This window comes from Gemmobacter aquarius (genome assembly GCF_003060865.1).
In the GTDB taxonomy this organism is placed as follows: domain Bacteria; phylum Pseudomonadota; class Alphaproteobacteria; order Rhodobacterales; family Rhodobacteraceae; genus Paragemmobacter; species Paragemmobacter aquarius.
Genome location: NZ_CP028918.1, coordinates 3070874 through 3094021, shown reverse-complemented (window position 1 = coordinate 3094021; position 23148 = coordinate 3070874). Strand labels below are relative to the sequence as shown.

The following is a 23148-nucleotide window of genomic DNA, read 5'->3' as shown; positions in this document are numbered from 1 at the left end:
GTATGGTTTACGAAAGGTAAACCGACATGAAGGCAGGCCATGCCTCGGGGTCGGAAACCGTCTTGTCGCGGCAAAAGGCGTTGCAAAAGCCGAAGCGGCGACCCGACAGTTCCAGCACATGGGTAACGGGCTTGCCGGAATAGGGGCAGGCGGAATTCTCGGCTGCCACCCCTTCGACGGCGCGGGCAGCAAGGGGCTTTGGCCCCGGCCAGTCGCGGCGCGGGTAGTCGCGGAAATAGAAGGGCTGGTCGGGCAGGTCGACCATGCCCATCGCGCGCCAACGGCGAAAGGACGGATGCGCCAAATGCGCCTGCACGTAAGCTGCAGCGCGGGCAGACACAGGCAGGTTATAGGTGGCGATGCGGGAGGCGACGGGGGCGTAGAACGCATCGGCGGCGGAATAGTCGCCGCAAAGCCATGTTTGCGAACCTGTCTGGCCTTGGCCCCATTCCCAGACCTGTTCCAGCCGCGCAAGGTCGGCCAGAACGGCATCGGGCGGGGCGCAATCCGTGTAGCTGACGCGCAGGTTCATCGGGCAGTGCGAGCGTAGCGCACCAAAGCCTGCGTGCATTTCGGCGGCCAGAACGCGGGCCACGGCGCGGGCCTTGGGGTCTGTTGGCCAGATCTGCGATTCGGGATGGCGCGAGGCCAGTTCTTCGGCGATGGCGATGGTTTCCGGTACCACCACCCCGTCCGGAGTTCGCATCGTGGGGGCCGTGCGGGCGGGCGGATAATCGCGCAACATTGCGGGAAGCTCGTCCGAATAGAGCCGTGCCAGATGCGTTCTGACGGGGATGTCGAAAGCGTCGAACAACAGCCAGCCGCGCAGGCTCCACGAGGAATAGGCGCGGTCGCCGATCACGAGATCATAGGTCATGAAACACTCCGTTTGCGCGTAAGGCTAGGGGGCTGGGAAATGGGCGGCAAGCCCAATCGGGCGGTCTTGTGCTTTGCCGTTCGGGTAGCGCAAGGTTGCGGGGCCATGACCGAATTGACCCATCGCCGCCTGTTGACGATCGCTGCCCCGATCGTGCTGTCGAATGCCACCGTGCCCCTGCTGGGCGCTGTGGACACGGGCGTTGTGGGGCAGATGGGGCAAGCGGCGCCCATTGGCGCGGTGGGGCTGGGGGCCGTGGTGCTTGCCACGGTCTATTGGGTGTTCGGTTTTCTGCGGATGGGAACCTCGGGCCTTGCAGCGCAGGCGCATGGGGCAGGGGATATGGCCGAGCGCGGGGCGATCCTGCTGAGGGCGCTGGCGATCGGGCTGGTCGCGGGGCTGGTGTTCATCGCATGCCAAGGGCTGATCGCATGGGCGGCGTTCCGCATCGCTCCGGCAAGTGCCGAGGTCGAGACGCTGGCGCGGCAGTATCTGGCGATTCGCATCTGGGGCGCGCCTGCGACCATCGGGGCCTATGCGCTGACGGGCTGGTTGATCGCGCTAGAGCGGACGCGGGCGGTACTGGCGCTGCAGCTTTGGATCAACGGGGTGAACATCGGGCTCGATCTGTGGTTTGTCATCGGTCTGGGCTGGGGTGTTCCGGGAGTGGCGGGGGCGACACTGGTCGCGGAATGGTCGGGGCTGATGCTTGGCATATGGCTTTGCCGTGACGGGGTGTTGCCGTGGCTGCGGCCCGCGCTGGTGCGGATCTGGGACAGGACGGCGCTGGCGGTCATGCTGGCGGTCAATCGTGACATCATGATCCGGTCCGTGCTGCTGCAACTGTCATTCACCACCTTTGTCTTCCTTGGCGCGCGTTTCGGAGACGGTACTCTGGCGGCCAATCAGGTCCTGATGCAGTTCCTGTCGATCACTGCCTATGCGCTGGACGGGTTCGCCTTTGCCGCAGAAAGCCTTGTCGGTCAGGCTGTCGGCGCGAGGGCGGCGGGAATGGTGCGGCAGGCATCACGCATGGCGATGCAATGGGGCCTTGCGGGCGGTGCGGCGATGGCGGCGGTCTTTGCGCTGTTCGGCCCTGCCATCATCGACCTGATGACCACCGCCCCCGAAGTGCGGGCCGAGGCGCGCCTCTACTTGCCGTGGTTGGTTGCTGCCCCGCTGATCGGGGTAGCAAGCTGGATATACGACGGCATCTTCATCGGGGCCACGCTGACGCGCGAGATGCGGCGGGCGATGACATTCTCGGTCGTGGTCTACGGCGTTGCTCTGGCGGTGCTGGTGCCCGCGCTTCACAACCACGGTCTTTGGGCGGCGTTGATGGTCCTGAACGCCACGCGGGGCCTGACCATGGCCCGCGCCTTTCCTGCAGCCGAGGCAAAGGCGGCGGGGGTTAGCGTCGCATGATCGCGAAAGCGGTCGAAGCCCCCCATCCGGCAAGCCCGGCCAGTGCCAGCGCGAGCAGGCCGTAGAGAAGCGGCATTTCATGGGCGAGGTTGTTCAGAAACCGCTCTAGCCCTTCTTTCCGCACGCCGACCACGCGGTCCTGTGTGTCGATGACCTTGCCCCCGCGGGTCAGGAAAATACGGATCTTGTATTCGCCTTCGGTCAGGTTGGCAGGCAAGACCACATCGGCGCGGAACAGTGTATCTTCGACGAATTGCACCGAGCCTTGCAGCAGGCGGAAACGGTCTTCGGCAAAGCGGATCCGCATGAGCGCCGCGACGAAGCTGTCGGGGTCGGCGGCTTCGGATGTCAGGCCGATGGCGCGAACTGCGCGGTCGGGGCTGACGCGGTAGCGCAGGTCTTCGGTGTCGGACAGGATGCGTTCCAGAGGGCCGGTGGTCGCGACCGCGTAAAAGCTGGGGGCTGCATCGATGTGGACAGCGTCGCTATTGATCCAGATACCGGCGCGGCGGTCTTTCTTGCGGACTGTAAGGGGTGTTGCCGGTCCCTCGACTGTCACGATGACTTCCATTGCGCCATGGGGTGCGGGGGTGTCGCGTTTCACGGCGCCATAGACAAGAATTTCCGTACCGTCGAAATCGGCGGTGATCGAGACGCGGTTTTGCGACAGGCCCGCCACGATCTGTTCGGGTGCGGCCAAGGCCGGGGACGCGAGGAAGAGAACGGCAAGGGCCAGCCCCTTCATGGCAGCACCCCCGGCATCACCGAATAAAGCTCGCTCGGGCGTAACAGCAGGTCGAGCGCGATCTTGAACGAGACGGTGATCACGAGAAGTGCCAACAGGATGCGGAGTTGTTCGGCTTTCAGCCGCACGCCGATGCGCGCGCCGATCTGCGCCCCGATCACGCCGCCGATGATGAGCAGGAACGCCAGCATGATATCGACGGTCTGGCTGGTGATCGCATGGGCAAGGGTGGTGAAGGCCGTGACGAAGATGATCTGGAAAAGCGAGGTGCCCACGACGACCTTGGTCGGCATGCCCAAAAGGTAGATCATCGCCGGAACCATGATGAAGCCGCCGCCCACCCCCATGATGGCCGCCAGAAAGCCCACGGCAGCGCCAATGCCAAGCGGCGGCAGCACCGAGATGTAAAGGCCGGACGCGCGGAACTTCATCTTCAGCGGCAGGCCGTGCACCCATGTATGCACATGGCTGCGGCGGACCGGGGCGCCCGACTTGGTCCGCATCCAGGCGCGCACGCTTTCCTGCAGCATCATCGCGCCGATAAGCCCGAGGAAAAGCACATAGGACAGCTGCACGAACAGGTCGATCTGGCCCAGTGCTGTCATCAGTTTGAATACCCAGACCCCGATGCCCGACCCGATGAAGCCGCCTGCGGTAAGCACCGACCCCATTCGCATATCGACGGCTTTGCGTTTCAACTGCGCCAGCACACCCGACACCGACGATGCGACGACCTGATTCGCGCCGGTGGCGACGGCCACGGCAGGCGGCACACCGATAAAGAAGAGAAGCGGTGTGATGAGGAAGCCGCCGCCGACGCCGAACATGCCCGAAAGGAAGCCCACGATTCCGCCCAGGCCCAAAAGCAGGAAGGCGTTGACCGAGACCTCGGCAATGGGAAGGTAGATCTGCATGGGCGTGCCGGGGAAAAGCGCGGATTTGCCAAGGGTTGCGCCCCTTTGGCAGCGAAGTCAAACCCTAGGCAGGCTCATCGGAGATGGCGCAGGTAATGCCTGAGCACCCGTTCCAGTTTTGCCGCACCCAAAGGGGCCATGGCCTTGGTGTGTTCGTGGCTGATCTTCTCGTCCGACAGGCCCGCCGCCATGTTGGTGACGGTGGAAATGGCCGCGACGCGTAGATGCAGGAAGCGCGACAAGATCACTTCAGGCACGGTGGACATGCCGACGGCATCGCCGCCAAGCGTGCGGATCGCGCGGATCTCGGCGGGGGTTTCAAAGGATGGGCCAGAATACCAGGCGTAAACGCCCTCGGGCAGGGCCACGCCTTCGGCTTCGGCGCTGGCTTTCAGCGCGGCGCGGATCGCCGGGTCGTGGGCATCGCCCATGGGAACGAAGCGGGCATCGGTCGGCTCGCCGATCAACGGGTTCAGGCCGGAAAAGTTGATATGGTCCGACAAAAGCATCAGATCGCCGGGGCGGATATCCGGGCGCAGGCTTCCCGCTGCGTTGGTGACGATAAGGTGATCGGCCCCCAGAGCCTTCAACGTTTCCAACGGCAGGCGCATGGCCGAGGGGTTGCCGCTTTCGTAGTAATGCTCGCGCGCGCCAAAGACCGCGACGCGCACGCCTTCCAGATCACCGATCACGAGGTTGGGGTTATGCCCCGACACCCCGACATGCGGAAAACCGGGCAGGTCGGCGTAGGGGATCGCCACGCCATCCACCGCCCCGGCCAGATGACCTAGGCCCGAGCCGAGGATCAGCCCCAGCTTGACCGGCGCATTCCCCGCACGGGCGCGGATGATCGCAGCAAGTTCAGCGCTCTTTGACATATGGCTCTCCGCCCGCGCGGGGCGGGATGGCCTTGCCAACGAAACCTGCAAGGACGAGGACGGTCAGGATATAGGGCAGCGCATCGAGGAAGGGGACGGGTATCTTCACCTGCATAACGGCTGTCACCACATCGGGCCGCAGCGCCAGCGCCTGAAAGAAACCGAAAAGCATACAGGCCCCAAGCGCATGCCAGGGCCGCCATTTGGCGAAGATCAGCGCCGCGAGTGCGATATAGCCGCGCCCCGCCGTCATCTCGCGCCCGAAGCCCGCTTGCAGCGCGGTCGCCATATAGGCCCCCGCCAGACCACACAGCAGCCCCGTGATGCCCACGGCGGCAAAGCGCAGCCCCTTGACCGATACGCCTGCGGTGTCGACCGCTGCAGGGTTTTCCCCCACCGCGCGCAGGCGCAGGCCGAAACGGGTGCGATACAGGACCCACCACGACAGCGGCACGCACAAAAGCGCGACATAGACCAGCAGCGCATGGCCCGAGATCACATCGGCATAAAGCGGGCCAAGGATCGGCACGCCGCGCAGACTTTCGGCGAAGGGAAGGGTGATTTCGTTGAAACGCGCATCACCGGCAAGCGGCGGGGTGCGCCCGCCCTGACCGAACAGGCGCTGGGCGATCAGCACGGTGATACCGGAAGCGAGGAAGTTCAGCGCCACGCCGGAAATCAGCTGGTTGCCGCGAAAGGTGATCGATGCCACGCCGTGCAGCCCTGCGAAGAGCATCGACCCCATGATCCCCGCCAAAAGCCCCAGCCAGACCGACCCCGTCAGGAAAGCGACCGCCCCCGAAGACATGGCGGCCATCAGCATCTTGCCCTCAAGCCCGATGTCGAAGATGCCCGCGCGTTCCGAGAACAGCCCCGCGAGGCAGGCGAAAAGGAGTGGCGTGCCAAGCCGCAGGGTGGAGTCGAGTATTTGTAGAAGCGTTGCGTAATCCATTACGCCACCTGCCGTTTCTTGCCGAACGAGAACAGCCAGACCAACAGCATCCGCACCATCACGTCCAAAGCGCCGGTGAACAGGATGACCAAGCCCTGCACGACAATGCGAAGTTCGATCGGGATCGAGGTCCAGAGGCCCAGTTCAGCCCCGCCCTGGTAAAGAAACCCGAACAGCACCGCCGCCAGCACCACACCTAGCGGATGGTTGCGGCCCATCAGCGCCACGGCAATTCCGATGAAGCCCGCGCCTTCGGACGAGTTTTGCAACAGCCGCCCCGCCTCGCCCATCACGTTGTTGACGGACATTAGGCCCGCGAGTGCGCCTGACAGGATCATCGAGACCATGATGATCTTGGTCGGGCTGATGCCTGCATATTTCGCGGCGGCTTCCGATTTGCCGAAAGCGCGGATCTGGTAGCCAAGCCGCGTGCGCCACAAGATTGCCCAGACCACCACTGCGGCGGCAAGCGCGATGAACAGGGTGATGTTGGCAGGCACCTTCTTGATGAAAAACCAGTCGAGGATCGGGATCTGGTTCAGCGTCGGCAGCGCCATTTCCTTGGCGAAGCGGGCGGTAGCCGGGTCCATCTGGCCCGCAGGGCGCAGCACGTCGACCAGCAGGTAAACGATCAGGGCGGCGGCGATGTAGTTGAACATGATCGTCGTGATCACGATATGGCTGCCGCGTTTCGCCGCCAGATAGGCAGGAACCGCCGCCCAGATCGCACCAAAGGCGGCAGCCGAAAGCGAAGCCGCCAGCAGCGCCACCGACCAATGCGGCCACGGGATCATCAGGCAAGCGAGCGCCACGCCCAGCCCGCCAAGCTGCGCCTGCCCCTCGCCCCCGATGTTGAACATGCCCGCGTGAAAGGCGATGGTCACGGCAAGGCCGGTGAAGATGAAACTGGTGGTGTAGTAAAGCGTATAGCCCCAGCCATAGGCCGACATGAGCGAGCCTTGTACCATCACGTCGAGCGCCTCGAGCGGGCTTTGCCCGATGGCGCTGATGACGATGGCGCTGATTGCTGCGGCAAAGAGCAGGCTGACCAGCGGCACAAGCACCACATCGGCCCATTTCGGCAAACGGTCCATCAGGCTTTGTCCCCGGTCACGCCCGCCATCAGCAGGCCAAGTTCACGCTCGTTGGTGGTTTCGGGGTCGCGGAACCCCATGATCTTCCCGTCGAACATCACGGCGATGCGGTCCGACAGCGACATGATTTCGTCCAGTTCGACCGACACGAGCAAGATGGCCTTGCCCGCATCGCGCAGCGCCACGATCTGCTTGTGGATGAATTCGATAGCCCCGATATCGACGCCCCGCGTGGGCTGGCCGATCAGCAACAGGTCCGGGTTACGCTCGATTTCACGCGCCACGACGATCTTTTGCTGGTTCCCGCCGGAAAAGGATTTCGCAGGCAGCGTGGGGATCGGCGGGCGAACGTCGAAACGCTCCATCTTCCTTGCCGTGTCGGCGCGCAGCGCGTCATTGTCCATGAAAAGGGCGTTCTTCTGGTATTCGGGCGCGTTGTGATAGCCGAAGGCCACGTTCTCCCACGCCTCGAAATCCATGATCAGGCCAAGGTGCTGGCGGTCTTCGGGCACATGGGCGATGCCCGCATCACGCCGCGATTGGCCATTGGCGGAGGCGCCGGAAAGCGGAAGTGCCATGCCGTTCATCTCGACCCGTCCGGTAGCGTTGGCAATGCCGCCAAGGGCTTCCAGCAGTTCCGACTGCCCGTTGCCCGCCACCCCGCGATGCCGAGGATTTCGCCGGCGCGGATGTCGAAACTGACGCCTTTCAGCCGTTCGACGCCGTGTTCGTCGCGCACATGCAGGTTCTGCACCGAAAGCACGGTCTTGCCGGTCTTGGGCGCGTCCTTTTCCACTTCCAGCAGTACCTTGCGGCCGACCATCAGTTCGGCCAGTTGCTCGGGGCTGCTTTCGGCGGTCTTGACCGTGCCGACCATGGTGCCGCGCCGCATGACGCTGGTGTTGTCGGTCGTCTCCATGATCTCGCGCAGTTTGTGGGTGATCAGGATGACGGTTTTGCCTTGGTCGCGCAGCCCGCGCAGGATGCGGAACAGGTGGTCGGCCTCGTCCGGTGTCAGCACGCCGGTGGGTTCGTCGAGGATCAGGATATCGGCCTGACGGTAAAGCGCCTTGAGGATTTCGACGCGCTGCTGGTGACCGACCGACAGGTCTTCGATCAGCGCGTCGGGATCGACGTCGAGTTCATACTCGCGGCTCAGCTCTGCCAGCGCACGGCGGGCCTTGGCCAGCGATCCGGCCAGCATCGCGCCCTCTTCCGCGCCGAGGACGACGTTTTCGAGAACGGTGAAATTCTGCACCAGCTTGAAGTGCTGGAACACCATGCCGATACCGGCGCGAATGGCGCTCTGGCTGTCGGGGATGGTGGTGGGGGTGCCGTTGATCAGGATTTCACCCGAATCTGCGCGGTAGAAACCGTAAAGGATCGACATCAGCGTGGACTTGCCCGCGCCGTTTTCGCCGATGATGCCGTGGATGGTGCCGCGCGGCACGGCGATTGAAATATCCTTGTTCGCCTGAACCGGGCCGAAGGCTTTGGAAATACCCCGCAGCTCGATCGCATAGGGCGACGCAAAGGGGGCGGCAGTTGCCTGCCGCCCCGAAGTGCTTGCCACAGATGGCATCAGAACGTTGCCGCCGGGCAGGTGTTGTCCGACATGTAATCGTGAACGACCAGCTCGCCCGATTTGATCTTTTCGGCAGCCGCATCGACCGCGGCCTTCATTTCCGGCGTCACCAGCGAGGCGTTGTTTTCATCCATCGCATAGCCCACGCCATCGGCCTTGAGGTCGAGCACGTTGATGCCCGGCGCAAGGTCGGCGCCTTCCATGAAGGCGTTGTAGACGGCAACGTCGACGCGCTTCATCATCGAGGTCAGGATCTTGCCGGGGTGCATGCCGTTCTGGTTGCTGTCGACGCCGATCCCGAGGATGCCTTCGTCAGCCGCCGCCTGCAGGACGCCCACGCCGGTGCCGCCGGCCGCTGCATAGATCACGTCCGCGCCTTGCGCCTTTTGGCCTTTGGCAAGTTCTGCGCCCTTGACCGGATCGTTCCATGCGGCAGGGGTGGTGCCGGTCATGTTCAGGACGACCTTGGCATCCGGGTTCGCGGCGACAACGCCCTGGGCATAGCCGCAGCCGAAGCGGCGGATCAGCGGAATGTCCATGCCGCCGATGAAGCCGACGGTGCCGGTCTTGGACGCGAGGCCCGCCATCATGCCGACAAGGTAGCTGCCCTGATCTTCGGTGAAGACGACCGATTTGACGTTGGGCTGTTCCACCACCATGTCGATGATCGCGAATTTGGTGTCGGGGAAATCGGGCGCAACGGTGTTAAGCACGTCACCGAAGGCAAAGCCGGTCATGACGATGGGGTTTGCACCCGATTCTGCCAGACGGCGCAGGGCCTGCTCGCGCTGGGCTTCGGACTGCATTTCCAGTTCTTTGTAGGTGCCGCCGGTTTCCTTGGCCCACTTTTCCGCACCGCCGAAGGCGGCTTCGTTGAAGGATTTGTCGAACTTGCCGCCAAGGTCGTAGATGATCGCCGGATCGGCGGCAGCAATGCCTGCGGTCAGCGCCAGCGTGGCCGCTGCGCCGAGAAGCGTTTTCATCAGGGTCATGGGTGTCTCCCGGTTGTGTCGGTTGTTGTGCGATTCTTGTCCCGCCCGCTTCGTCGTGCCGGTCGGTTCGTGGGCAATTTAGGACGGATTCCGGTGGAGGGGTCAACACCTCTTTGCGAGCGGCGCGGGGCGCGTCCGGTCTTATGATCAAACTATAGCCGTTCGCTTGGCGTCAGAGCGTGCAAGTCATCACGATGGCGTCGACATAGCGGCCTTCGGGGCTGCGGTAATAGCCGCGCCTGCCGCCGGATTCGGCAAAGCCCGCCTGGGCATAGACCCGCCGTGCGGGGGCATTGTCTTGCGCCACCTCGAGAAAGGCGCCGGTCGCCCCGCGGGCGCGCGATTGTTCCAGAAAGGCCGCGACGAGACGTTTTGCCGCCCCCTGCCGCGCTGGTCGGGCGGGACGGCGATTGTCAGAAGCTCGGCCTCGTCCACGATCACGCGGCCAAGCAAGAAGGCGTCGCCCTCGGTCAGCAGAAAGCCGCGCGTCAGCAGGTCGGCGAATTCGGCGCTGCTCCACGGGCGGGGCGTGGTGAAGGACAGGGCGTGCAGGCGGGCAAGGTCATCGGGCGTCACGGCAGGATCACCGGCGGCGGGTCGCTGGGCGGGGCGGCATCCGCGCCGCGAAGGTAGAACGGCGCGGGGCGCGGCTGGCCCGTGCCGATGCGGGTGGCGGCAAGGCGGGCAATCGCTTCGGCCAGCGCGACGGGCTGGGCCAGCACCATGCCGCCTGTGGCAGCAGCGGCGGCATCGGCGGAGGTGCCTGCAAAACGCAGAAAGTCACATTCCACGGGCAAGGCGGCGAGGGTCGTCACCCGCGCTTCGTCAGAGGTGTGGTAGAAGTCCTGTACGTAGACCTCGCCCCGCCGCGCATCCTCGACCACCGTCAGGGGGCGGGGCAGGCCGTAGGCGCGCGCTTCCAACGTGGTCACACCGATCGCCGGAATCCCCAAGGACATCGACAGCCCCCGTGCAGCGGCCACCGCGATCCGGACGCCGGTGAAATTGCCGGGTCCGGTGCCCACGGCAAGGGCGTCAAGGTCCGGCCACGCCAGACCGGCGCTTGCAAGCAGTTCTTCGAGCATCGGGATCAGACGCTCGGCCTGACCCTTATCCATCGGTTCGAAGCAGGCGGCGGCGATCCGGTCGCCGCAGAGCAACGCGGCCGCGCAATGCGCGGCCGAGGTGTCGAAAGCCAGAAGCGTCCGCATCGGTAAGGCCCCGGTATTCAGGCGGCGACCGGGCGCACTTCCAGCACTTCGGGGATGTAATGGCGCAGCAGGTTCTCGATGCCCATCTTCAGCGTCAGCGTCGACGAGGGGCAGCCCGCGCAAGCGCCCTGCATGTGCAGATAGACCACGCCACGATCAAAGCCGTGGAAGGTGATGTCGCCCCCGTCCTGCGCCACGGCAGGGCGCACGCGGGTGTCGAGCAGCTCCTTGATCTGGCGGACGATGTCGCCATCTTCGCCGGTATGTTCCTTGTGCCCGCCGCCGGTGGTTTCGCCCTCGATCGTGGCGGCGCCCGACTGGTAGTGCTCCATGATAGCACCCAGGATGGCGGGTTTCACATGGTCCCATTCGATACCGTCGGCTTTCGTCACGGTCACGAAATCGGCGCCGAAGAACACGCCGGTCACGCCGCCCGTGGCAAAGATGCGCCGCGCGAGAGGCGATTTCGCCGCCGCGTCCGCGTTGGGGAAATCAGCGGTGCCAAGGTCAAGCACGGTTTGACCCGGCAGGAATTTCAGCGTGGCGGGGTTCGGCGTCGACTCGGTCTGGATGAACATTGGGCTTCTCCGACTATTCCAGTCGGATATGCGCCCGCACGGGGCTTCTGTCAATGTTGGAACGGTTCTAAATCGGTCGAACAGGCGGAAAGGCCGGGGAGAGGGCGGTTTGCCCTCTCCCCGGACCCCTCACCCCCGGACCTCTACCCGCGGATGTTTGACCCAGCGTGAAATCAGGGGCGCGGGGCGGCGGCGCGGGTCAGGCGGTCGTTTATTGCGCGACCGAGTCCGATATCGGGGACAGGGGCGAAGGCGATCTTGCCGTTCGGCCCTGCGAGCGTGTCGGCGCGGCGTAGTGTTTCAAAGAGGTTGGCAGCCGCTTCGATCAGGTCGCCCGAGGGCGAGAGGGTGAGCGCCGCGCCCGCGCAGGGGCCAAAGCCGACCCATGTTTCGCCTGCGGAGGCGGCGGTGGCATTCAGGCGGATGGGGGCTTCCGGTGCATAATGGCTGGCGAGTTGGCCGGGGGCGCTGGGCTTGGCGCTGTCGCCGCCGGTGGCGAGCGGTTGGCCGAGGGCGGCTTCCAGCGCTTCGGACGCGATGCCGCCGGGGCGCAGGAGCGCGGGCGCGCCCTGAAGGCCGAGGATGGTGGATTCTACCCCGACCGCGCAGGGCCCGCCGTCGAGGATGGCTTCGATCCTGCCCGCCAGCCCTGCCGCGACATGTTCGGCGCGGGTGGGGGAGACCTTGCCCGACGGGTTGGCCGACGGTGCCGCAAGCGGGCCTCCGAAGGCGGTGAGCAGGGCGCGGGCAAGCGGGTGGGCTGGCACGCGGATCGCCACGGTGGAAAGGCCTGCCGTGACCAGCGGCGACAGACCCGCATCGTCACGGAGCGGCAGGACGAGTGTCAGCGGGCCGGGCCAGAATGTGGCTGCAAGCAACCGCGCCGTTGCGTCGAAGGTGGCGTATCGGCTGGCCGAGGCAATGTCGGGGACATGGACGATCAGCGGGTTGAAGCGCGGCCGTCCCTTGGCGTCGAAGATGCGGGCAACGGCATGGTCAGAGCGGGCATCGCCGCCCAGGCCGTAGACCGTTTCGGTCGGAAATGCGACAAGCCCGCCCGCCGACAGGATCGCTGCGGCGCGGTCAAGGCCGTTGGCATCGGGCGAAAGGTGTTCGGTGTGCATGACGCAGCGTTCGGGTTGTGGCGGCAGGACCATGGGTTAACCTGACCGCCATAACCTTGCGCCCCCTTGGGCACAAGCGATGCCGGAGATTGCCATGACCTATCGCGCGCCCGTGGACGAACTTTGCTTCGTTCTGGATCATGTGGTGGGGTTTCCCGCCGTGGCGGCGACCGACCGTTTCGCCCATGCGGCGGCAGATGTGACGGCGGCGGTGCTGGCCGAGGCGGGGCAACTTGCCGAAAAAGTGCTCTCGCCGCTGAACGCTGTCGGCGACCACCTCCCCGCGCGACTGGTGGAAGGTGTGACGCTGACGCCGCCGGGCTTTGCCAATGGATATCGGGCGATTGCCCAAGGTGGCTGGGTCGGCTGTTCGGCGCCACCCGGATATGGCGGGATGGGGCTGCCCGTCGCGGTGACGGCGGCGGTGAACGAGATGTTTTCCGGCGCCTGTCTTGCGCTGCAACTGAACCCATTGCTGACGCAGGGCCAGATCGAGGCGCTCGCGGCGCATGGGTCGGACGAGATCAGGGCGATTTACCTGCCCAGACTGGTTTCAGGGGAATGGAACGGCACGATGAACCTGACCGAACCGCAGGCCGGGTCGGATGTGGGCGCGCTCCGTGCGCGGGCCGAACCGCTTGGTGACGGGCGCTACGCCGTGAAAGGGCAAAAGATCTACATCACATGGGGGGATGCGGATTTCATGGCGAACACCTGTCACCTCATGCTGGCGCGCTTGCCGGATGGCGCGGCGGGCACGGCGGGGATCAGCCTGTTTCTGGTGCCGAAGTATTTGCCCGATGCAGCGGGCGATTTCGTCAAGCCGAACGCGGTGACGGTTATCGGCATCGAACACAAGCTGGGGCTGCATGGCAGCCCGACCTGCGTGATGGATTATGACGGCGCCGTCGGTTGGCTGGTGGGAGAGCCACATCGTGGCATGTCGGCTATGTTCACCATGATGAACAACGCGCGGCTTGGCGTGGCGGTGCAGGGGATCGGCGTTGCCGAAGCCGCCTTGCAGCGCGCCGAGGCTTTCGCGGCGGGTCGGGTGCAGGGCATCACGCCGTTGGGGAATGGGCCGATCAACGGCCATGCCGATGTGCGCCGCATGCTTGCGGTGATGCGGGCCGAAGTCTTTGCAGCAAGGGCGATCGCGCTTGCCTGCGCCGTGGCGGGCGATATGGCGACAGCAACGGGCGACGCGGCATGGCGTCGGCGCGCAGCGTTTCTGGTGCCGATTGCCAAGGCCTATGGCACCGATACCGGAAGCGCCGTTGCCGACATGGCGATACAGGTTCATGGCGGCATGGGCGTCATCGAAGAGACCGGCGTCGCACAACTGTTGCGCGATGTGCGCGTGACGCGGATTTACGAAGGTACCAACGGTATTCAGGCGATGGACCTCGTATCGCGCAAGCTGGCAGATGATGCGGCGGCTGCTTTTGCGTTGATCGACGAGGTGGGTGCGGGGGCCGAGGCGGCGCTTGCGGCAGGGGCCGGTTTTGCATCGCTGGTCATGGTTGCTGCCCAGGATTTGCGCGGCGCGACGAGCGACTTGCTTTCGATGCGGGCGGTGGGCAGGCAGGCGGGGGCCGCGGCCTATCTGCGGGCCTTTGCGCTGGTTCTGGGGGCGCATTTCCATCTGCGGGCGGCACTGGCCGATCCCGCACGCGCGGCTTTGGCGCGGGTGGCTGTCGGACGCGTTTTGCCGGAGTACCGCGGCCTTCTGGCGCAGGTGCGGTTGGGGGCCGGCGATCTTTATGCCGATGGCCCGGTATCGTGATCCGCCATCTGTTCGGGGCGTCTCCCGCCGAGGACATGCCTTCGGCCCGGTCGCATGACCGGCAAAGGCGTGCGCCTGGGCTGGTGCAGATGATCGAGGACCACGACCTTGCATCGGACCGCTTGCTTGGACATCTTGCCACGCCCAATATGGCGACCGGATGTGTCACGCCGCTTTTCACGCGCGAGATCGGCGGGGCGCAGCAGGGGCCGGCACCGGTCGAGGCCGTAGCGCAGCTGAACGGTCTGCCGCTGCGCGGGTCGGCCGGGCGCAGGCTGTCGGAAACCGGCGCGTTGCCGTGGTTAGGGGAGAGATGGTGATGACGAGGACGAAGAACGACGCGCCGCGCGCCGGAGCGGTGCATTGTGACGAAGGCCAGGTCGTCACGGTCGAAACGACACCTCTGCCCGAGGTCATGGCAAAGCGTCCGCTGGCCGAGAAGAGCGCTGCGGAATGGGCTTACGAGCGGCTTTTGCTTTATATCCAGCGTTTCGAACAGGGTCTGGACGCCTCGCAGGAAGTGGCGATGGGCTTTACCGGCGGTGCGGGCGGCGTGTTGCAAATCGAGGGGGTCGGGTTCTACGACCCCGATCTGGTGACTTTTTACGGCCGCGACGAGGATGGGTTGAAGACCCAGATGATCCAGCACGTGACGCAGTTGAACGTCATCTTGCGGGCGGTGCCGAAAGAGCGGCCCTCCGAACCGCCGCGCCGGATCGGCTTTGCGATGATGAGCCAGTGGGAAGGCGGCGAGTCGGGCGACGCCTCGGCCTAGGGTGCGACGACAGGCGCGGGCGATCGCCCCGTGACAGGCGGGAGTGAATCAGGTATGTGGCCTGCAAAAGCGACACCAAGGGGAACCGTCATGGCCGACCACAAAGACTACACACCCGGCAACATGGACATCCGCGTGCAGGAAAAGACCTTCGACAACTTCATGTGGTTCGTATCGCGTGGTGCCGTCGTCGTGATCTGCATCCTGATCTTCATGGCACTCGTGAACGCCTGACTTTTTGGGAAAGCCTTTTGCCATGATGCGTTTGATCGCCGCCTTCTGTGTGGCGCTGGGCCTTGCGGGCTGCGGTGCCCAATCGGTCTATGCGCCCGACGAAGCTGTGGCCGCCGCGCGTTTCGTGGCCGAGGGTCCGAAAACGATCACGCTGTACACCGTGGTCAACAACACGTCGGGCGCGGGCGCGCACAGCGGGCTTTTGATCAACGCATCGGAACGTGTGCTGTTCGATCCGGCGGGCACCTGGCACCATCCGGCCCTGCCCGAACGCAATGACGTTCATTACGGCATCACCGACAAGATGGTGCTGTTCTACATCGACTATCACGCGCGTGAAACCTTCCGCGTGCAGGAACAAAAACTGGTGGTCAGCCCCGAAGTGGCCGAAATGGTCATGGCGCGGGCCAAGGCCTATGGCGCGGTGCCAAAGGCGCAATGCGCCAATTCGATATCGAGCATCCTGCGTGGTGTGCCGGGGTTCGAGGCATTGCCGTCTACGTGGTTCCCGAACAAACTGCACGATGCGTTTGCCACAATGCCGGGCGTGACCGAACGCGAAATCCGCGACGAGGATGCCGACAGCAACCATGGCGTCTTGCTGGTGCAGGCGGGCGAAGGCCCGAACTGAAGCGAAAGGTCGCTGGTCAGTCAGGATGGCTTGCCCTGCAGCTGCGACGGGTGCATCCTGCAACCCATGCGTGCGGGTGCTTTTTCCTTTCGTGACGATCCTTCTGTGCCGCGGTTTGATGATATCGCGCCGCTGGCCGTGATGGACGCCGAATGTGCCCTTTGCAGTTGGGGCGCGCAGATGATCCACCGGCTCGACCGTTCCGGGACTGTGCGGATCTGTCCGGTGCAATCCCCGCTCGGTGCCGCGCTGCTGCGGCATTACGGGATGGAACCGGGCAATCCCGAAAGCTGGCTTTTCATCGCCGATGGTTTTGCGCATGCCGATTTCGACGCCGTGATCGAAGCCGGACGGCGCTTTGGGGGCATGGCCTGGCCGACGCAGGCCCTGAGGATATTCCCGCGCCCTCTGCGGGACTGGCTTTACCGGCGCGTGGCACGTAACCGTTACACGGTCTTCGGGCGTGGCAGCTATTGCGCCGTGCCCGATCCCGCCTTTCAACGCCGTATATTGCGGTGAGGGTGCTGCTGCTGTCGGGCGATCTTGGCGCCGTGGCGGGGCATGACGTAGGGTGGGTGCTTTGCACCCACCGCCCCGTCAGGACATCAGCCACAGCATCCCGTAAAGTGCGGCCGCGCCTGCGGCGATTGCGCCCATCGTGCTGCGGGTGGCGATGCCGGTCGCAAGCGTCACCACGGCGGCGACCAGACGGGCAGGGTCGGTCTGACCGCCCGTCGCTGCAGGCCACAAGACGCCGGGTGCGACAAGTGCCGCCAGGATTGCCACGGCGGTGAATTTCAAAGCGCGCGTCAGCCATGCCGGAAGCGGGCGGTTGCCAAGCGTGCCGAGAAACGAAAAGCGAATCAGATAAGTGCCGATCGCCAGAAGCGGCACGACGATCCAGAATGTGCTTCGGTCTATCATGTCCGCCGCTCCAGCCAGGCGTCGAGTGCTGCGCCCGCCGTCATCGACAGGCCTGCGGCGACCAGAAGGCCGGTTCCGTAAGGCATCCATGCCAGCCCCAGCGACAACAGGATCGAAAGACCCGCCGCCACGATATGCGGCAGGCTCCGCAGCATGGGCGCCACCATGGCAAGAAAGGTGATCGGCAAAGCGAAGTCGAGCGCCCATTCCGCGGGCACCGCCCGCCCGATCAGCGCCCCGCACAGCGAAGCCGCGAACCAGACCGGAGCGACGGGTGTGACCGATCCGAAGAAGAAGGCGATCTTTTCGGACAGTGTCAGGTCGGGCCGTTTCTCGAACTCGACCGTTGCGGTGGCAAAGGTCTGGTCCACGAGGAAATAGCTCATGATTGCGCGCGTCCAGCGCGGGGCCTCGCCGTAATGCGGGGCGAGGGCGACTGAATACATCACCATCCGCAGGTTCACTGCCAGCGCGGTCACCAGCACGATTGCAGCGGGGGCATTTTCCTGCATCGTCTGGATCGCCGCGAATTGTGACGCGCCGGCAAAGACCGCAAGGGTGAAGACCATCGTCTCCCAAACTTGCAGCCCCGCCTCGGTCGCGACCACGCCAAAAAGCATGCCGAAGGGGATGACGATGACCACGAAGGGAAGGGCGGCGTAGACGCCACGGAAATAGGCGGAGCGGGTTGGTGACATGCGCGGCTTTACCTTGGGAGCGTCAGGGCTTACGCCTTTCGGGGAAGAAGGAAAAGGGGGGCTGCCGGTGCGGCTGTTCGGGGTGATCCTTGCGGGCGGGCAGGGGCGGCGCATGGGCGGGGCCGACAAGGCCCTGCTGCGTCTGGCAGGGCAGACGCTGCTGGCGCGGGCGGTCGGGCGGCTCGAGCCGCAGGTGGAGCGTCTGGCGATCAATGCCAATGGCGATGCCTCGCGCTTCGCGGCGCTCGGCCTGCCCGTGCTGGCCGATGCGCGGTCCGAGGGGCCGTTGTCGGGCGTGCTGGTGGGAATGGACTGGGCCGTTGCGGGCGGGGCCACGGCCATCGTGACCGTGGCGGTGGATTGCCCGTTCTTTCCCGGCGATCTGGTGCCGCAACTTGCGCTTGCGGCCGAGCGGTCGGCTGGCGGGGTGGCGCTTGCGCGGTCGGGCGGGGACGACCACCCGACGTTCGGCCTGTGGCCCGTAGGTCTGCGCGATGCGCTGCGGGCGTTTCTGGCAAGCGGCGAAAAGCCGAGGGTTCGGGCCTTCGCCGACATGCATGCCGCGGTGCGCGCCGATTTCCCCGATGACGGAGCCTTTGGCAACCTGAACACCCCCGATGATCTGGCGCGGGCCGAGGCGCTGCTGGCATGAAGGTTTATGGCGTCATCGGCTGGAAGAATTCGGGCAAGACCAGCCTGATGGAGCGGCTTGTGGCCGAAATCACAGGGCGCGGTTTCACGGTGTCGACCGTCAAGCATGTGCATCACGATGTAGACCTTGATCAACCGGGCAAGGACACGTGGCGGCATCGTGCGGCGGGGGCATCCGAAGTTGTGCTCGCCTCGGCCCATCGCTTTGCGATCCTGCACGAACATCGCGGGCCGGAACCCGAACTGGCCGAGGTTCTGGCGCGCATGAAACCGGTCGATCTGGTGCTGGTCGAAGGCTACAAACGCGATCCCCATGCCAAGGTCGAGGTCTGGCGCCGCGTGACCGGGCATGACCTGATCCAGCCGCAAGACGCCTTGGTGCGGGCGGTTGCGACAGACGAGCCCTTGTCCCTGCCGGTGCCCGTGCTCGACCTGAACGATACCGCAGCGGTCGCGGATTTTATCCTTGGCGAAGTCGGGCTTGCCCAAGCGCGGCCTGGCGGGTGAGCGGGCCTTTCGACACGGTCGTGGTCGTTGACTGGTCGGCGGCATCTGCGCCTTCGCCCGCCAGACCGTCTCGCGATGCGATCTGGATCGGCGCTGCGGGCGCGGGCGGGGAAACCGTCGGGTATTATCGCACGCGGGCAGCGGCCGAAGCCGCGTTGCGCCGGTTTCTGGCCGGCGAACAGGCGGCGGGGCGACGGGTTCTGGCGGGCTTCGATTTCGCTCTGGGCTATCCGGCAGGCTTTGCCGCGCGCCTGACAGGGCAGGCGAGCGCCCGCGCGGTTTGGGCGTGGATGGCAGCGCAGATCACCGATGGGCCGGACAATCGCAACGACCGCTTTCAGGTGGCCGATGCGGTGAACCGGCGCTTCGGCGGGGCGGGGCCGTTCTGGGGGCGTCCGGCCTCGCTTGCGCTTACCGCTTTGCCGGCGACCAAAGCGGTCGATTACGCGGCACTCGGCCTGCCCGAGCGGCGGGCGGTCGAATGCCGCGTGCCGCGCGCACAGCCGGTCTGGAAACTTTACACCACGGGGTCGGTCGGCAGTCAGGTTCTGATGGGTCTGCCCTTGGTGCATCGTCTGGCGCAGGGGGCAGCGGTGGCTGTCTGGCCCTTCGACGAACCGCAAAAAGTTGCATCTGCTAGCGTGGTTCTGGCTGAAATCTACCCCTCGCTTCTTGCGCGGGTCGTCGCCCTGCAAGACGGCATCAAGGACGCGGCACAGGTGCGGCTTTTGTCGCGGGCCTTGTGGCGTCTGGCGCAGGCGGGCCAACTGGACGCACTTTTCGCGCTGCCCGACGCCGCCGCTGCCGAGGAAGGCTGGATACTGGGCGCAGGGCACGAGGCCGCCTTGCTCGCCGCGCTGGAGCAGGTCTGATGCGGATGGTACGCGGTCTGCCAGAAGCCTACCGCACCGCTGCGGCGGCGTTGTACTGGCAGGCTTTCGGCGGCAAGCTCGGGCGCGTCCTGGGGCCTGACCGGCTGGCACTCGCCTATGTCGAGCGGGTCATAAGGCCCGACCAATGCATCTGCGCCATGGGGGACGGGGGCCTGACCGGGTTGATCGGGTTCAAATCCGATGCGGGCAGTTTCGCGGGGGGACGCCCGACGACATGCGGCAGGTCTACGGGCGGCTTGGCGGGGCTTGGCGCAGCGGCGTGATGCAGCTTGCGGGCGGGGAAGGCGAAACCGGGCTGTTCCTGATCGACGGTCTTTGCGTCCAGCCACAGGCGCGGGGGCGTGGCGTCGGTTCGGCCCTGATCGAGGCGATCTGCACGGAAGCTGCAGCGCGGGGCTTCAACACGGTCAGGCTGGATGTGGTGGACACCAACCCCCGCGCCCGGTCGCTTTACGAAAGGCGCGGCTTCGTGCTGGACCACAGCACCCCTGTCGGGCCGCTTGGCCTGGTGTTCGGCTATAGCGTCACCCATACGATGGTGCGCTATCTATAGCCGAAAGAAGGTAGATTTGCATGTATCGCCGGAAATTCCTGTGGCATAGTCCCGCCACCGCGCCAAGGTGCGGCAAACGGCACCGGAGAGACGGGGCCGATCAAGTAAACAGGGGACAGTCACTATGCTGAACGAGTTCAAGGCCTTTATCGCCAAAGGAAATGTTGTCGATCTGGCGGTAGGTATCATCATCGGCGCGGCCTTTACCGCCATCGTCAATTCGCTGGTCGGCGATCTGATCAACCCGATCATCGGCCTCGTTACGGGCGGGGTCGATTTGTCGAACCTCTTCATCGATCTGTCGGGCACCGCTCCGGTCTCGCTTGCCGCGGCACGGGAAGCGGGCGTTCCGGTTTTTGCTTACGGCGCCTTCATAACCGCCGTGATCAATTTCGTGATCATCGCCTGGGTGGTTTTCATGCTGGTCAAAGCCGTGAACCGTCTGAAAGAAGCGACCGCCAAAAAAGAAGCTGCAACTGCTGCGGCAACCCCGGCCGGACCGACCGAGATTGAGGTTCTTCTGCAGATTCGCGACGCACTGAAGAAGTAAGCGGCGAAGACCCAAGCAACAGTCGCCCGTCCGGTTCGCACCGGACGGGCCTTTCGCGTCAGAGTTTCAGCGCCTCGGCGGCCGGGATGGTGGGCAGGCCAAGTGCGCTGCCCACGGCGGCATAGGTCAGTTTTCCCGCGTGGGTGTTCAGCCCGTTGAGCAGGTGCGGATCGTCGGCGCAGGCCTGACGCCAGCCCTTGTCGGCCAAGGCCAGCAGGAAGGGCAGCGTGGCGTTGCCAAGCGCCTGGGTCGAGGTGCGGGCAACCGCACCGGGCATGTTGGCCACACAGTAGTGCAGGATGCCGTCGACCTCGTAGATCGGGTCTTGATGGGTCGTGGCGTGGCTCGTCTCGAAACAGCCACCCTGATCGATGGCGACATCGACGATGGCCGCTCCGGGTTTCATCGTCGAAAGCTGGGCGCGGCTGACCAGTTTTGGCGCGGCAGCGCCGGGGATCAGGACCGCGCCGATGACCATGTCGGCCTCGGCCACCAAAGCGGCTGTGGTCGCGGCGCTGGCGTAGCCGTTCTTGAATTGGCCGCCGAACACGTCATCAAGATAGCGCAACCGCACCAGCGACCTGTCGAGCACGGTTACGTCCGCACCCATCCCCGCCGCAACCCTGGCCGCATGGGTTCCGACGACACCGCCACCGATCACGACGACCTTTGCGGGGGACACGCCGGGAACGCCGCCAAGCAGCACGCCGCGCCCGCCATTGGCTTTCTGCAAAGTCCAGGCGCCGACTTGCGGCGCAAGCCGTCCGGCGACCTCGGACATGGGAGCCAGCAGTGGCAGACCGCCACGGGCATCGGTCACGGTTTCGTAAGCGATGGCCGTGACGCCCGATTTCAGCAGGTCATGCGTCTGGTCCGGATCGGGCGCGAGGTGAAGATAGGTGAACAATAGCTGGCCGTCGCGCAGCCGTGCGCGTTCGGCAGGCTGGGGCTCTTTGACCTTCACGATCATCTCGGACTTGGCAAACACTTCCTGGGCCGTGGCGGCGATGCTGGCACCGGCAGCGGCATAGGCCGCATCGCTGAACCCCGAGCCCAGGCCCGCTCCGGCTTCGATCATGACGCTATGGCCGTGCGCGACCGCTTCGTGAACCGCGTCGGGTGTCATCCCGACGCGGAATTCCTGTGGTTTGATTTCTTTCGGGCAACCGATCTTCATGTCTTTCACTCCCTGACGGACGCTTCGTCCTTGCAGACAGCTTTGTCCAACCCGAACGCAGAAACTTTGAATTCTGCATGACGGCCCGCTGTGCAGGCGGTAGGATCGCGCGAAAATCGCAGTTTACGGGAAAGAATCCACCGCCATGCCGGAACTTGACGCAACCGACCGCCGCATCCTGACCGTCTTGCAAAGGGAGGGCCGGATCACCAACGCCGAACTGTCGGAACGGGTCAACCTGTCGCCTTCGGCCTGCCACCGGCGGACGCAACGGCTGGAGGAAGAAGGCTTCATTGCCGGATATGTGGCACTCCTCGATGCGCGCCGGCTCGGGCGGCCGACGACCGTGTTCGTCGAAATCACGCTTCAGGGACAGGCCGACGAGTTGCTCGACGCCTTCGAGCGCGAGGTGGCCAAGATCCCGGACATTCTGGAATGTCACCTCATGGCGGGGCAGGCGGACTATCTGCTCAAGATCATGACCGAGGATACCGAGGATTTCGCCCGCATCCACCGCCAATACCTGAGCAGGCTGCCGGGCGTGCGGCAGATGCATTCCAGCTTCTCCCTGCGGACCGTGGTCAAGACGACGGCGCTGGCGGTCTGACCCCGTTTGACAGGCTTTACATGCAGCTTTAGCCTGTGCGCGTCTTCGTGCAGTGAAAGGTGATCCCGTGAAGCCCTTTGTGATCGTTCCCGCGTTTTTGGCCTTGGTAAGCCTTACTGCCTGCTCGGGCCCGTCCCCCTACGAAGTGACGGCCGCCGCGATGGGAAGCGGGGCCGTGGTCGCCGCGCCCTACCAGACGGCGCCGACCTACCAGGCGGTCAATGTCGCAAAAAGCACCGATGCTTGCGGGGCGTCGCAATATCAATCGCTGGTTGGCGGCCCTTCGATGGCGGCGGTTTCGCTGAACATCCCGGGCTCATCGCGCCATTACGGCAGCGATGAACCCGTGGCGACCAACGTGCCCTCGAGGCTGAATTTCGTGCACAGCGGATCGGCGGTCGATGCGGTGGCCGACCCGGCTTCGCGCGTGGTCAGGGTGTTCTGCGGCTAGGTTCGCATTGCGAAAATGAAAAACCCCCGGCCTGACGGACGGGGGTTGATCGTATCGGAACGCCCCTGACGGAGCCTTCCCCAGTGTCGCTAACGGCTCAGAGGCCGCCCTCGCGCTGGAGCTTCTTCCGTGCGAGTTTCCTCGCGCGGCGAACGGCTTCGGCTTCTTCGCGCGCTTTCTTGACGGAGGGTTTCTCGAAATGCTGCTTGAGCTTCATTTCGCGGAACACGCCTTCGCGCTGGAGCTTTTTCTTGAGGGCACGGAGTGCCTGTTCGACGTTATTGTCGCGGACGCTGACCTGCATGTGGTTGTCACCACCTTCCTAGGTTAAAGTTG

At 64.9% G+C, this 23148-nt stretch carries 30 protein-coding genes and 1 pseudogene; 15 read left to right on the top strand and 16 right to left on the bottom strand.

What is annotated here, in order from left to right:
• Positions 1 to 7 precede the first annotated feature (7 nt).
• A complete protein-coding gene (locus tag HYN69_RS14935; protein WP_108436435.1) occupies positions 8 to 877 on the bottom strand; it encodes a glutathione S-transferase in 870 nt (289 codons plus the stop codon).
• Between the two features lie 105 nt (positions 878 to 982).
• Here HYN69_RS14935 and HYN69_RS14930 point away from each other — a divergent pair, with 105 nt between their 5' ends.
• Positions 983 to 2302: an MATE family efflux transporter gene (locus HYN69_RS14930; RefSeq protein ID WP_108436434.1), complete on the top strand. Its 1320-nt coding sequence runs from the start codon at positions 983 to 985 to the stop codon at positions 2300 to 2302.
• Here HYN69_RS14930 and HYN69_RS14925 read toward each other — a convergent pair.
• The 11 genes and pseudogenes from HYN69_RS14925 to HYN69_RS14875 all read right to left on the bottom strand — a co-directional run bounded on the left by HYN69_RS14925 (position 2289) and on the right by HYN69_RS14875 (position 12375).
• A complete protein-coding gene (locus tag HYN69_RS14925; RefSeq protein ID WP_108436433.1) occupies positions 2289 to 3047 on the bottom strand; it encodes a TIGR02186 family protein in 759 nt (252 codons plus the stop codon). The genes HYN69_RS14930 and HYN69_RS14925 overlap by 14 nt on opposite strands.
• On the bottom strand, positions 3044 to 3961 hold the full coding sequence (locus HYN69_RS14920; RefSeq protein ID WP_108436432.1) for a sulfite exporter TauE/SafE family protein: 918 nt from the start codon (positions 3959 to 3961) through the stop codon (positions 3044 to 3046). Before HYN69_RS14920 ends, HYN69_RS14925 begins: the two co-directional genes overlap by 4 nt.
• A gap of 74 nt (positions 3962 to 4035) precedes the next feature.
• Positions 4036 to 4839: a purine-nucleoside phosphorylase gene (locus HYN69_RS14915; RefSeq protein WP_108436431.1), complete on the bottom strand. Its 804-nt coding sequence runs from the start codon at positions 4837 to 4839 to the stop codon at positions 4036 to 4038.
• Complete coding sequence (locus HYN69_RS14910; protein WP_108436430.1) at positions 4823 to 5791, bottom strand: ABC transporter permease; 969 nt, start codon at positions 5789 to 5791, stop codon at positions 4823 to 4825. The genes HYN69_RS14915 and HYN69_RS14910 overlap by 17 nt, the downstream gene beginning before the upstream one ends.
• On the bottom strand, positions 5791 to 6885 hold the full coding sequence (locus HYN69_RS14905; protein WP_108436429.1) for an ABC transporter permease: 1095 nt from the start codon (positions 6883 to 6885) through the stop codon (positions 5791 to 5793). Before HYN69_RS14905 ends, HYN69_RS14910 begins: the two co-directional genes overlap by 1 nt.
• Positions 6885 to 8467, bottom strand: a pseudogene (locus HYN69_RS14900) (ABC transporter ATP-binding protein). The gene HYN69_RS14905 and the pseudogene HYN69_RS14900 overlap by 1 nt, the downstream one beginning before the upstream one ends.
• Positions 8467 to 9462 carry a BMP family lipoprotein gene (locus tag HYN69_RS14895; protein WP_108436428.1) on the bottom strand — a complete coding sequence of 332 codons (996 nt, stop codon included), beginning with the start codon at positions 9460 to 9462 and terminating at the stop codon, positions 8467 to 8469. The pseudogene HYN69_RS14900 and the gene HYN69_RS14895 overlap by 1 nt, the downstream one beginning before the upstream one ends.
• A 172-nt stretch (positions 9463 to 9634) precedes the next feature.
• Positions 9635 to 9982, bottom strand: a complete 348-nt coding sequence (locus HYN69_RS14890) for a GNAT family N-acetyltransferase (protein WP_329608585.1) — start codon at positions 9980 to 9982, stop codon at positions 9635 to 9637.
• Between the two features lie 52 nt (positions 9983 to 10034).
• Positions 10035 to 10673 (bottom strand): tRNA (adenosine(37)-N6)-threonylcarbamoyltransferase complex dimerization subunit type 1 TsaB, encoded by a 639-nt coding sequence (gene tsaB / locus HYN69_RS14885; RefSeq protein ID WP_108436427.1) that lies wholly within the window; start codon positions 10671 to 10673, stop codon positions 10035 to 10037.
• A 17-nt stretch (positions 10674 to 10690) separates the two neighbouring features.
• Positions 10691 to 11251, bottom strand: a complete 561-nt coding sequence (locus HYN69_RS14880) for a NifU family protein (protein WP_108436426.1) — start codon at positions 11249 to 11251, stop codon at positions 10691 to 10693.
• Positions 11252 to 11424: 173 nt separating this feature from the next.
• A complete protein-coding gene (locus tag HYN69_RS14875) occupies positions 11425 to 12375 on the bottom strand; it encodes an L-threonylcarbamoyladenylate synthase (RefSeq protein ID WP_108437245.1) in 951 nt (316 codons plus the stop codon).
• 94 nt (positions 12376 to 12469) lie between these two features.
• Here HYN69_RS14875 and HYN69_RS14870 point away from each other — a divergent pair, with 94 nt between their 5' ends.
• The 6 genes from HYN69_RS14870 to HYN69_RS14845 all read left to right on the top strand — a co-directional run bounded on the left by HYN69_RS14870 (position 12470) and on the right by HYN69_RS14845 (position 16320).
• Positions 12470 to 14161, top strand: coding sequence for an acyl-CoA dehydrogenase family protein (locus HYN69_RS14870; protein ID WP_108437244.1), 1692 nt, complete (start codon positions 12470 to 12472; stop codon positions 14159 to 14161).
• Positions 14158 to 14481, top strand: coding sequence for a hypothetical protein (locus HYN69_RS14865; RefSeq protein WP_108436425.1), 324 nt, complete (start codon positions 14158 to 14160; stop codon positions 14479 to 14481). Before HYN69_RS14870 ends, HYN69_RS14865 begins: the two co-directional genes overlap by 4 nt.
• Positions 14481 to 14936 (top strand): DUF6173 family protein, encoded by a 456-nt coding sequence (locus HYN69_RS14860; protein ID WP_230426434.1) that lies wholly within the window; start codon positions 14481 to 14483, stop codon positions 14934 to 14936. The genes HYN69_RS14865 and HYN69_RS14860 overlap by 1 nt, the downstream gene beginning before the upstream one ends.
• 90 nt (positions 14937 to 15026) lie before the next feature.
• Entirely contained in the window at positions 15027 to 15170 is a 144-nt protein-coding gene (locus tag HYN69_RS14855; protein ID WP_108436423.1) for an aa3-type cytochrome c oxidase subunit IV, read from the top strand.
• A gap of 22 nt (positions 15171 to 15192) precedes the next feature.
• Positions 15193 to 15801, top strand: coding sequence for a hypothetical protein (locus HYN69_RS14850; protein ID WP_108436422.1), 609 nt, complete (start codon positions 15193 to 15195; stop codon positions 15799 to 15801).
• 105 nt (positions 15802 to 15906) lie between these two features.
• Positions 15907 to 16320 carry a thiol-disulfide oxidoreductase DCC family protein gene (locus HYN69_RS14845; RefSeq protein ID WP_230426433.1) on the top strand — a complete coding sequence of 138 codons (414 nt, stop codon included), beginning with the start codon at positions 15907 to 15909 and terminating at the stop codon, positions 16318 to 16320.
• Positions 16321 to 16398: 78 nt separating this feature from the next.
• Here the strand turns inward: HYN69_RS14845 and HYN69_RS14840 are convergent, their stop codons facing one another.
• Positions 16399 to 16725 carry an AzlD domain-containing protein gene (locus HYN69_RS14840; protein WP_108436421.1) on the bottom strand — a complete coding sequence of 109 codons (327 nt, stop codon included), beginning with the start codon at positions 16723 to 16725 and terminating at the stop codon, positions 16399 to 16401.
• The gene (locus HYN69_RS14835) at positions 16722 to 17423 is read right to left on the bottom strand and encodes an AzlC family ABC transporter permease (protein ID WP_108436420.1); all 702 of its coding nucleotides are present in this window, start codon (positions 17421 to 17423) and stop codon (positions 16722 to 16724) included. The genes HYN69_RS14840 and HYN69_RS14835 overlap by 4 nt, the downstream gene beginning before the upstream one ends.
• Before the next feature lie 67 nt (positions 17424 to 17490).
• Here HYN69_RS14835 and mobA point away from each other — a divergent pair, with 67 nt between their 5' ends.
• From mobA to mscL, 6 genes are all read left to right on the top strand, one after another.
• Positions 17491 to 18075 (top strand): molybdenum cofactor guanylyltransferase MobA, encoded by a 585-nt coding sequence (gene mobA / locus HYN69_RS14830; RefSeq protein WP_174213627.1) that lies wholly within the window; start codon positions 17491 to 17493, stop codon positions 18073 to 18075.
• The gene (gene mobB / locus HYN69_RS14825; RefSeq protein ID WP_108436418.1) at positions 18072 to 18581 is read left to right on the top strand and encodes a molybdopterin-guanine dinucleotide biosynthesis protein B; all 510 of its coding nucleotides are present in this window, start codon (positions 18072 to 18074) and stop codon (positions 18579 to 18581) included. Before mobA ends, mobB begins: the two co-directional genes overlap by 4 nt.
• A complete protein-coding gene (locus HYN69_RS14820; protein ID WP_108436417.1) occupies positions 18578 to 19453 on the top strand; it encodes a hypothetical protein in 876 nt (291 codons plus the stop codon). The genes mobB and HYN69_RS14820 overlap by 4 nt, the downstream gene beginning before the upstream one ends.
• Positions 19453 to 19737: a hypothetical protein gene (locus HYN69_RS21505; RefSeq protein WP_230426432.1), complete on the top strand. Its 285-nt coding sequence runs from the start codon at positions 19453 to 19455 to the stop codon at positions 19735 to 19737. The genes HYN69_RS14820 and HYN69_RS21505 overlap by 1 nt, the downstream gene beginning before the upstream one ends.
• Positions 19689 to 20027, top strand: a complete 339-nt coding sequence (locus HYN69_RS21500; protein WP_230426431.1) for a GNAT family N-acetyltransferase — start codon at positions 19689 to 19691, stop codon at positions 20025 to 20027. The genes HYN69_RS21505 and HYN69_RS21500 overlap by 49 nt, the downstream gene beginning before the upstream one ends.
• Before the next feature lie 124 nt (positions 20028 to 20151).
• Positions 20152 to 20577, top strand: a complete 426-nt coding sequence (gene mscL, locus HYN69_RS14810) for a large conductance mechanosensitive channel protein MscL (protein ID WP_108436416.1) — start codon at positions 20152 to 20154, stop codon at positions 20575 to 20577.
• 58 nt (positions 20578 to 20635) lie between these two features.
• Here mscL and ald read toward each other — a convergent pair whose 3' ends face one another.
• Positions 20636 to 21754 (bottom strand): alanine dehydrogenase, encoded by a 1119-nt coding sequence (ald, locus tag HYN69_RS14805; protein ID WP_108436415.1) that lies wholly within the window; start codon positions 21752 to 21754, stop codon positions 20636 to 20638.
• Between the two features lie 145 nt (positions 21755 to 21899).
• Between ald and HYN69_RS14800 the strand changes: the two genes are divergently transcribed.
• Positions 21900 to 22361: an Lrp/AsnC family transcriptional regulator gene (locus HYN69_RS14800; protein ID WP_108436414.1), complete on the top strand. Its 462-nt coding sequence runs from the start codon at positions 21900 to 21902 to the stop codon at positions 22359 to 22361.
• A gap of 67 nt (positions 22362 to 22428) precedes the next feature.
• On the top strand, positions 22429 to 22812 hold the full coding sequence (locus HYN69_RS14795; protein WP_108436413.1) for a hypothetical protein: 384 nt from the start codon (positions 22429 to 22431) through the stop codon (positions 22810 to 22812).
• A gap of 97 nt (positions 22813 to 22909) precedes the next feature.
• Here HYN69_RS14795 and rpsU read toward each other — a convergent pair whose 3' ends face one another.
• Positions 22910 to 23116, bottom strand: a complete 207-nt coding sequence (rpsU, locus tag HYN69_RS14790; RefSeq protein WP_108436412.1) for a 30S ribosomal protein S21 — start codon at positions 23114 to 23116, stop codon at positions 22910 to 22912.
• Between the last annotated feature and the right edge of the window lie 32 nt (positions 23117 to 23148).

Excerpts from the sequence above, each read along its gene's own strand:
- ald (WP_108436415.1), bottom strand. The coding sequence starts at position 21,754 with ATGAAGATCGGTTGCCCGAAAGAAATCAAACCACAGGAATTCCGCGTC.
- HYN69_RS21500 (WP_230426431.1), top strand. The coding sequence starts at position 19,689 with ATGCGGCAGGTCTACGGGCGGCTTGGCGGGGCTTGGCGCAGCGGCGTG.
- HYN69_RS14840 (WP_108436421.1), bottom strand. The coding sequence starts at position 16,725 with ATGATAGACCGAAGCACATTCTGGATCGTCGTGCCGCTTCTGGCGATC.
- HYN69_RS14855 (WP_108436423.1), top strand. The coding sequence starts at position 15,027 with ATGGCCGACCACAAAGACTACACACCCGGCAACATGGACATCCGCGTG.
- HYN69_RS21505 (WP_230426432.1), top strand. The coding sequence starts at position 19,453 with ATGCGGATGGTACGCGGTCTGCCAGAAGCCTACCGCACCGCTGCGGCG.
- HYN69_RS14800 (WP_108436414.1), top strand. The coding sequence starts at position 21,900 with ATGCCGGAACTTGACGCAACCGACCGCCGCATCCTGACCGTCTTGCAA.
- HYN69_RS14870 (WP_108437244.1), top strand. The coding sequence starts at position 12,470 with ATGACCTATCGCGCGCCCGTGGACGAACTTTGCTTCGTTCTGGATCAT.
- HYN69_RS14875 (WP_108437245.1), bottom strand. The coding sequence starts at position 12,375 with ATGCACACCGAACACCTTTCGCCCGATGCCAACGGCCTTGACCGCGCC.
- HYN69_RS14935 (WP_108436435.1), bottom strand. The coding sequence starts at position 877 with ATGACCTATGATCTCGTGATCGGCGACCGCGCCTATTCCTCGTGGAGC.
- mobB (WP_108436418.1), top strand. The coding sequence starts at position 18,072 with ATGAAGGTTTATGGCGTCATCGGCTGGAAGAATTCGGGCAAGACCAGC.
- HYN69_RS14895 (WP_108436428.1), bottom strand. The coding sequence starts at position 9,462 with ATGACCCTGATGAAAACGCTTCTCGGCGCAGCGGCCACGCTGGCGCTG.
- rpsU (WP_108436412.1), bottom strand. The coding sequence starts at position 23,116 with ATGCAGGTCAGCGTCCGCGACAATAACGTCGAACAGGCACTCCGTGCC.
- mscL (WP_108436416.1), top strand. The coding sequence starts at position 20,152 with ATGCTGAACGAGTTCAAGGCCTTTATCGCCAAAGGAAATGTTGTCGAT.
- HYN69_RS14835 (WP_108436420.1), bottom strand. The coding sequence starts at position 17,423 with ATGTCACCAACCCGCTCCGCCTATTTCCGTGGCGTCTACGCCGCCCTT.
- HYN69_RS14915 (WP_108436431.1), bottom strand. The coding sequence starts at position 4,839 with ATGTCAAAGAGCGCTGAACTTGCTGCGATCATCCGCGCCCGTGCGGGG.
- HYN69_RS14930 (WP_108436434.1), top strand. The coding sequence starts at position 983 with ATGACCGAATTGACCCATCGCCGCCTGTTGACGATCGCTGCCCCGATC.
- HYN69_RS14850 (WP_108436422.1), top strand. The coding sequence starts at position 15,193 with ATGATGCGTTTGATCGCCGCCTTCTGTGTGGCGCTGGGCCTTGCGGGC.
- HYN69_RS14860 (WP_230426434.1), top strand. The coding sequence starts at position 14,481 with ATGACGAGGACGAAGAACGACGCGCCGCGCGCCGGAGCGGTGCATTGT.
- HYN69_RS14925 (WP_108436433.1), bottom strand. The coding sequence starts at position 3,047 with ATGAAGGGGCTGGCCCTTGCCGTTCTCTTCCTCGCGTCCCCGGCCTTG.
- HYN69_RS14880 (WP_108436426.1), bottom strand. The coding sequence starts at position 11,251 with ATGTTCATCCAGACCGAGTCGACGCCGAACCCCGCCACGCTGAAATTC.
- HYN69_RS14920 (WP_108436432.1), bottom strand. The coding sequence starts at position 3,961 with ATGCAGATCTACCTTCCCATTGCCGAGGTCTCGGTCAACGCCTTCCTG.
- tsaB (WP_108436427.1), bottom strand. The coding sequence starts at position 10,673 with ATGCGGACGCTTCTGGCTTTCGACACCTCGGCCGCGCATTGCGCGGCC.
- HYN69_RS14905 (WP_108436429.1), bottom strand. The coding sequence starts at position 6,885 with ATGGACCGTTTGCCGAAATGGGCCGATGTGGTGCTTGTGCCGCTGGTC.
- HYN69_RS14910 (WP_108436430.1), bottom strand. The coding sequence starts at position 5,791 with ATGGATTACGCAACGCTTCTACAAATACTCGACTCCACCCTGCGGCTT.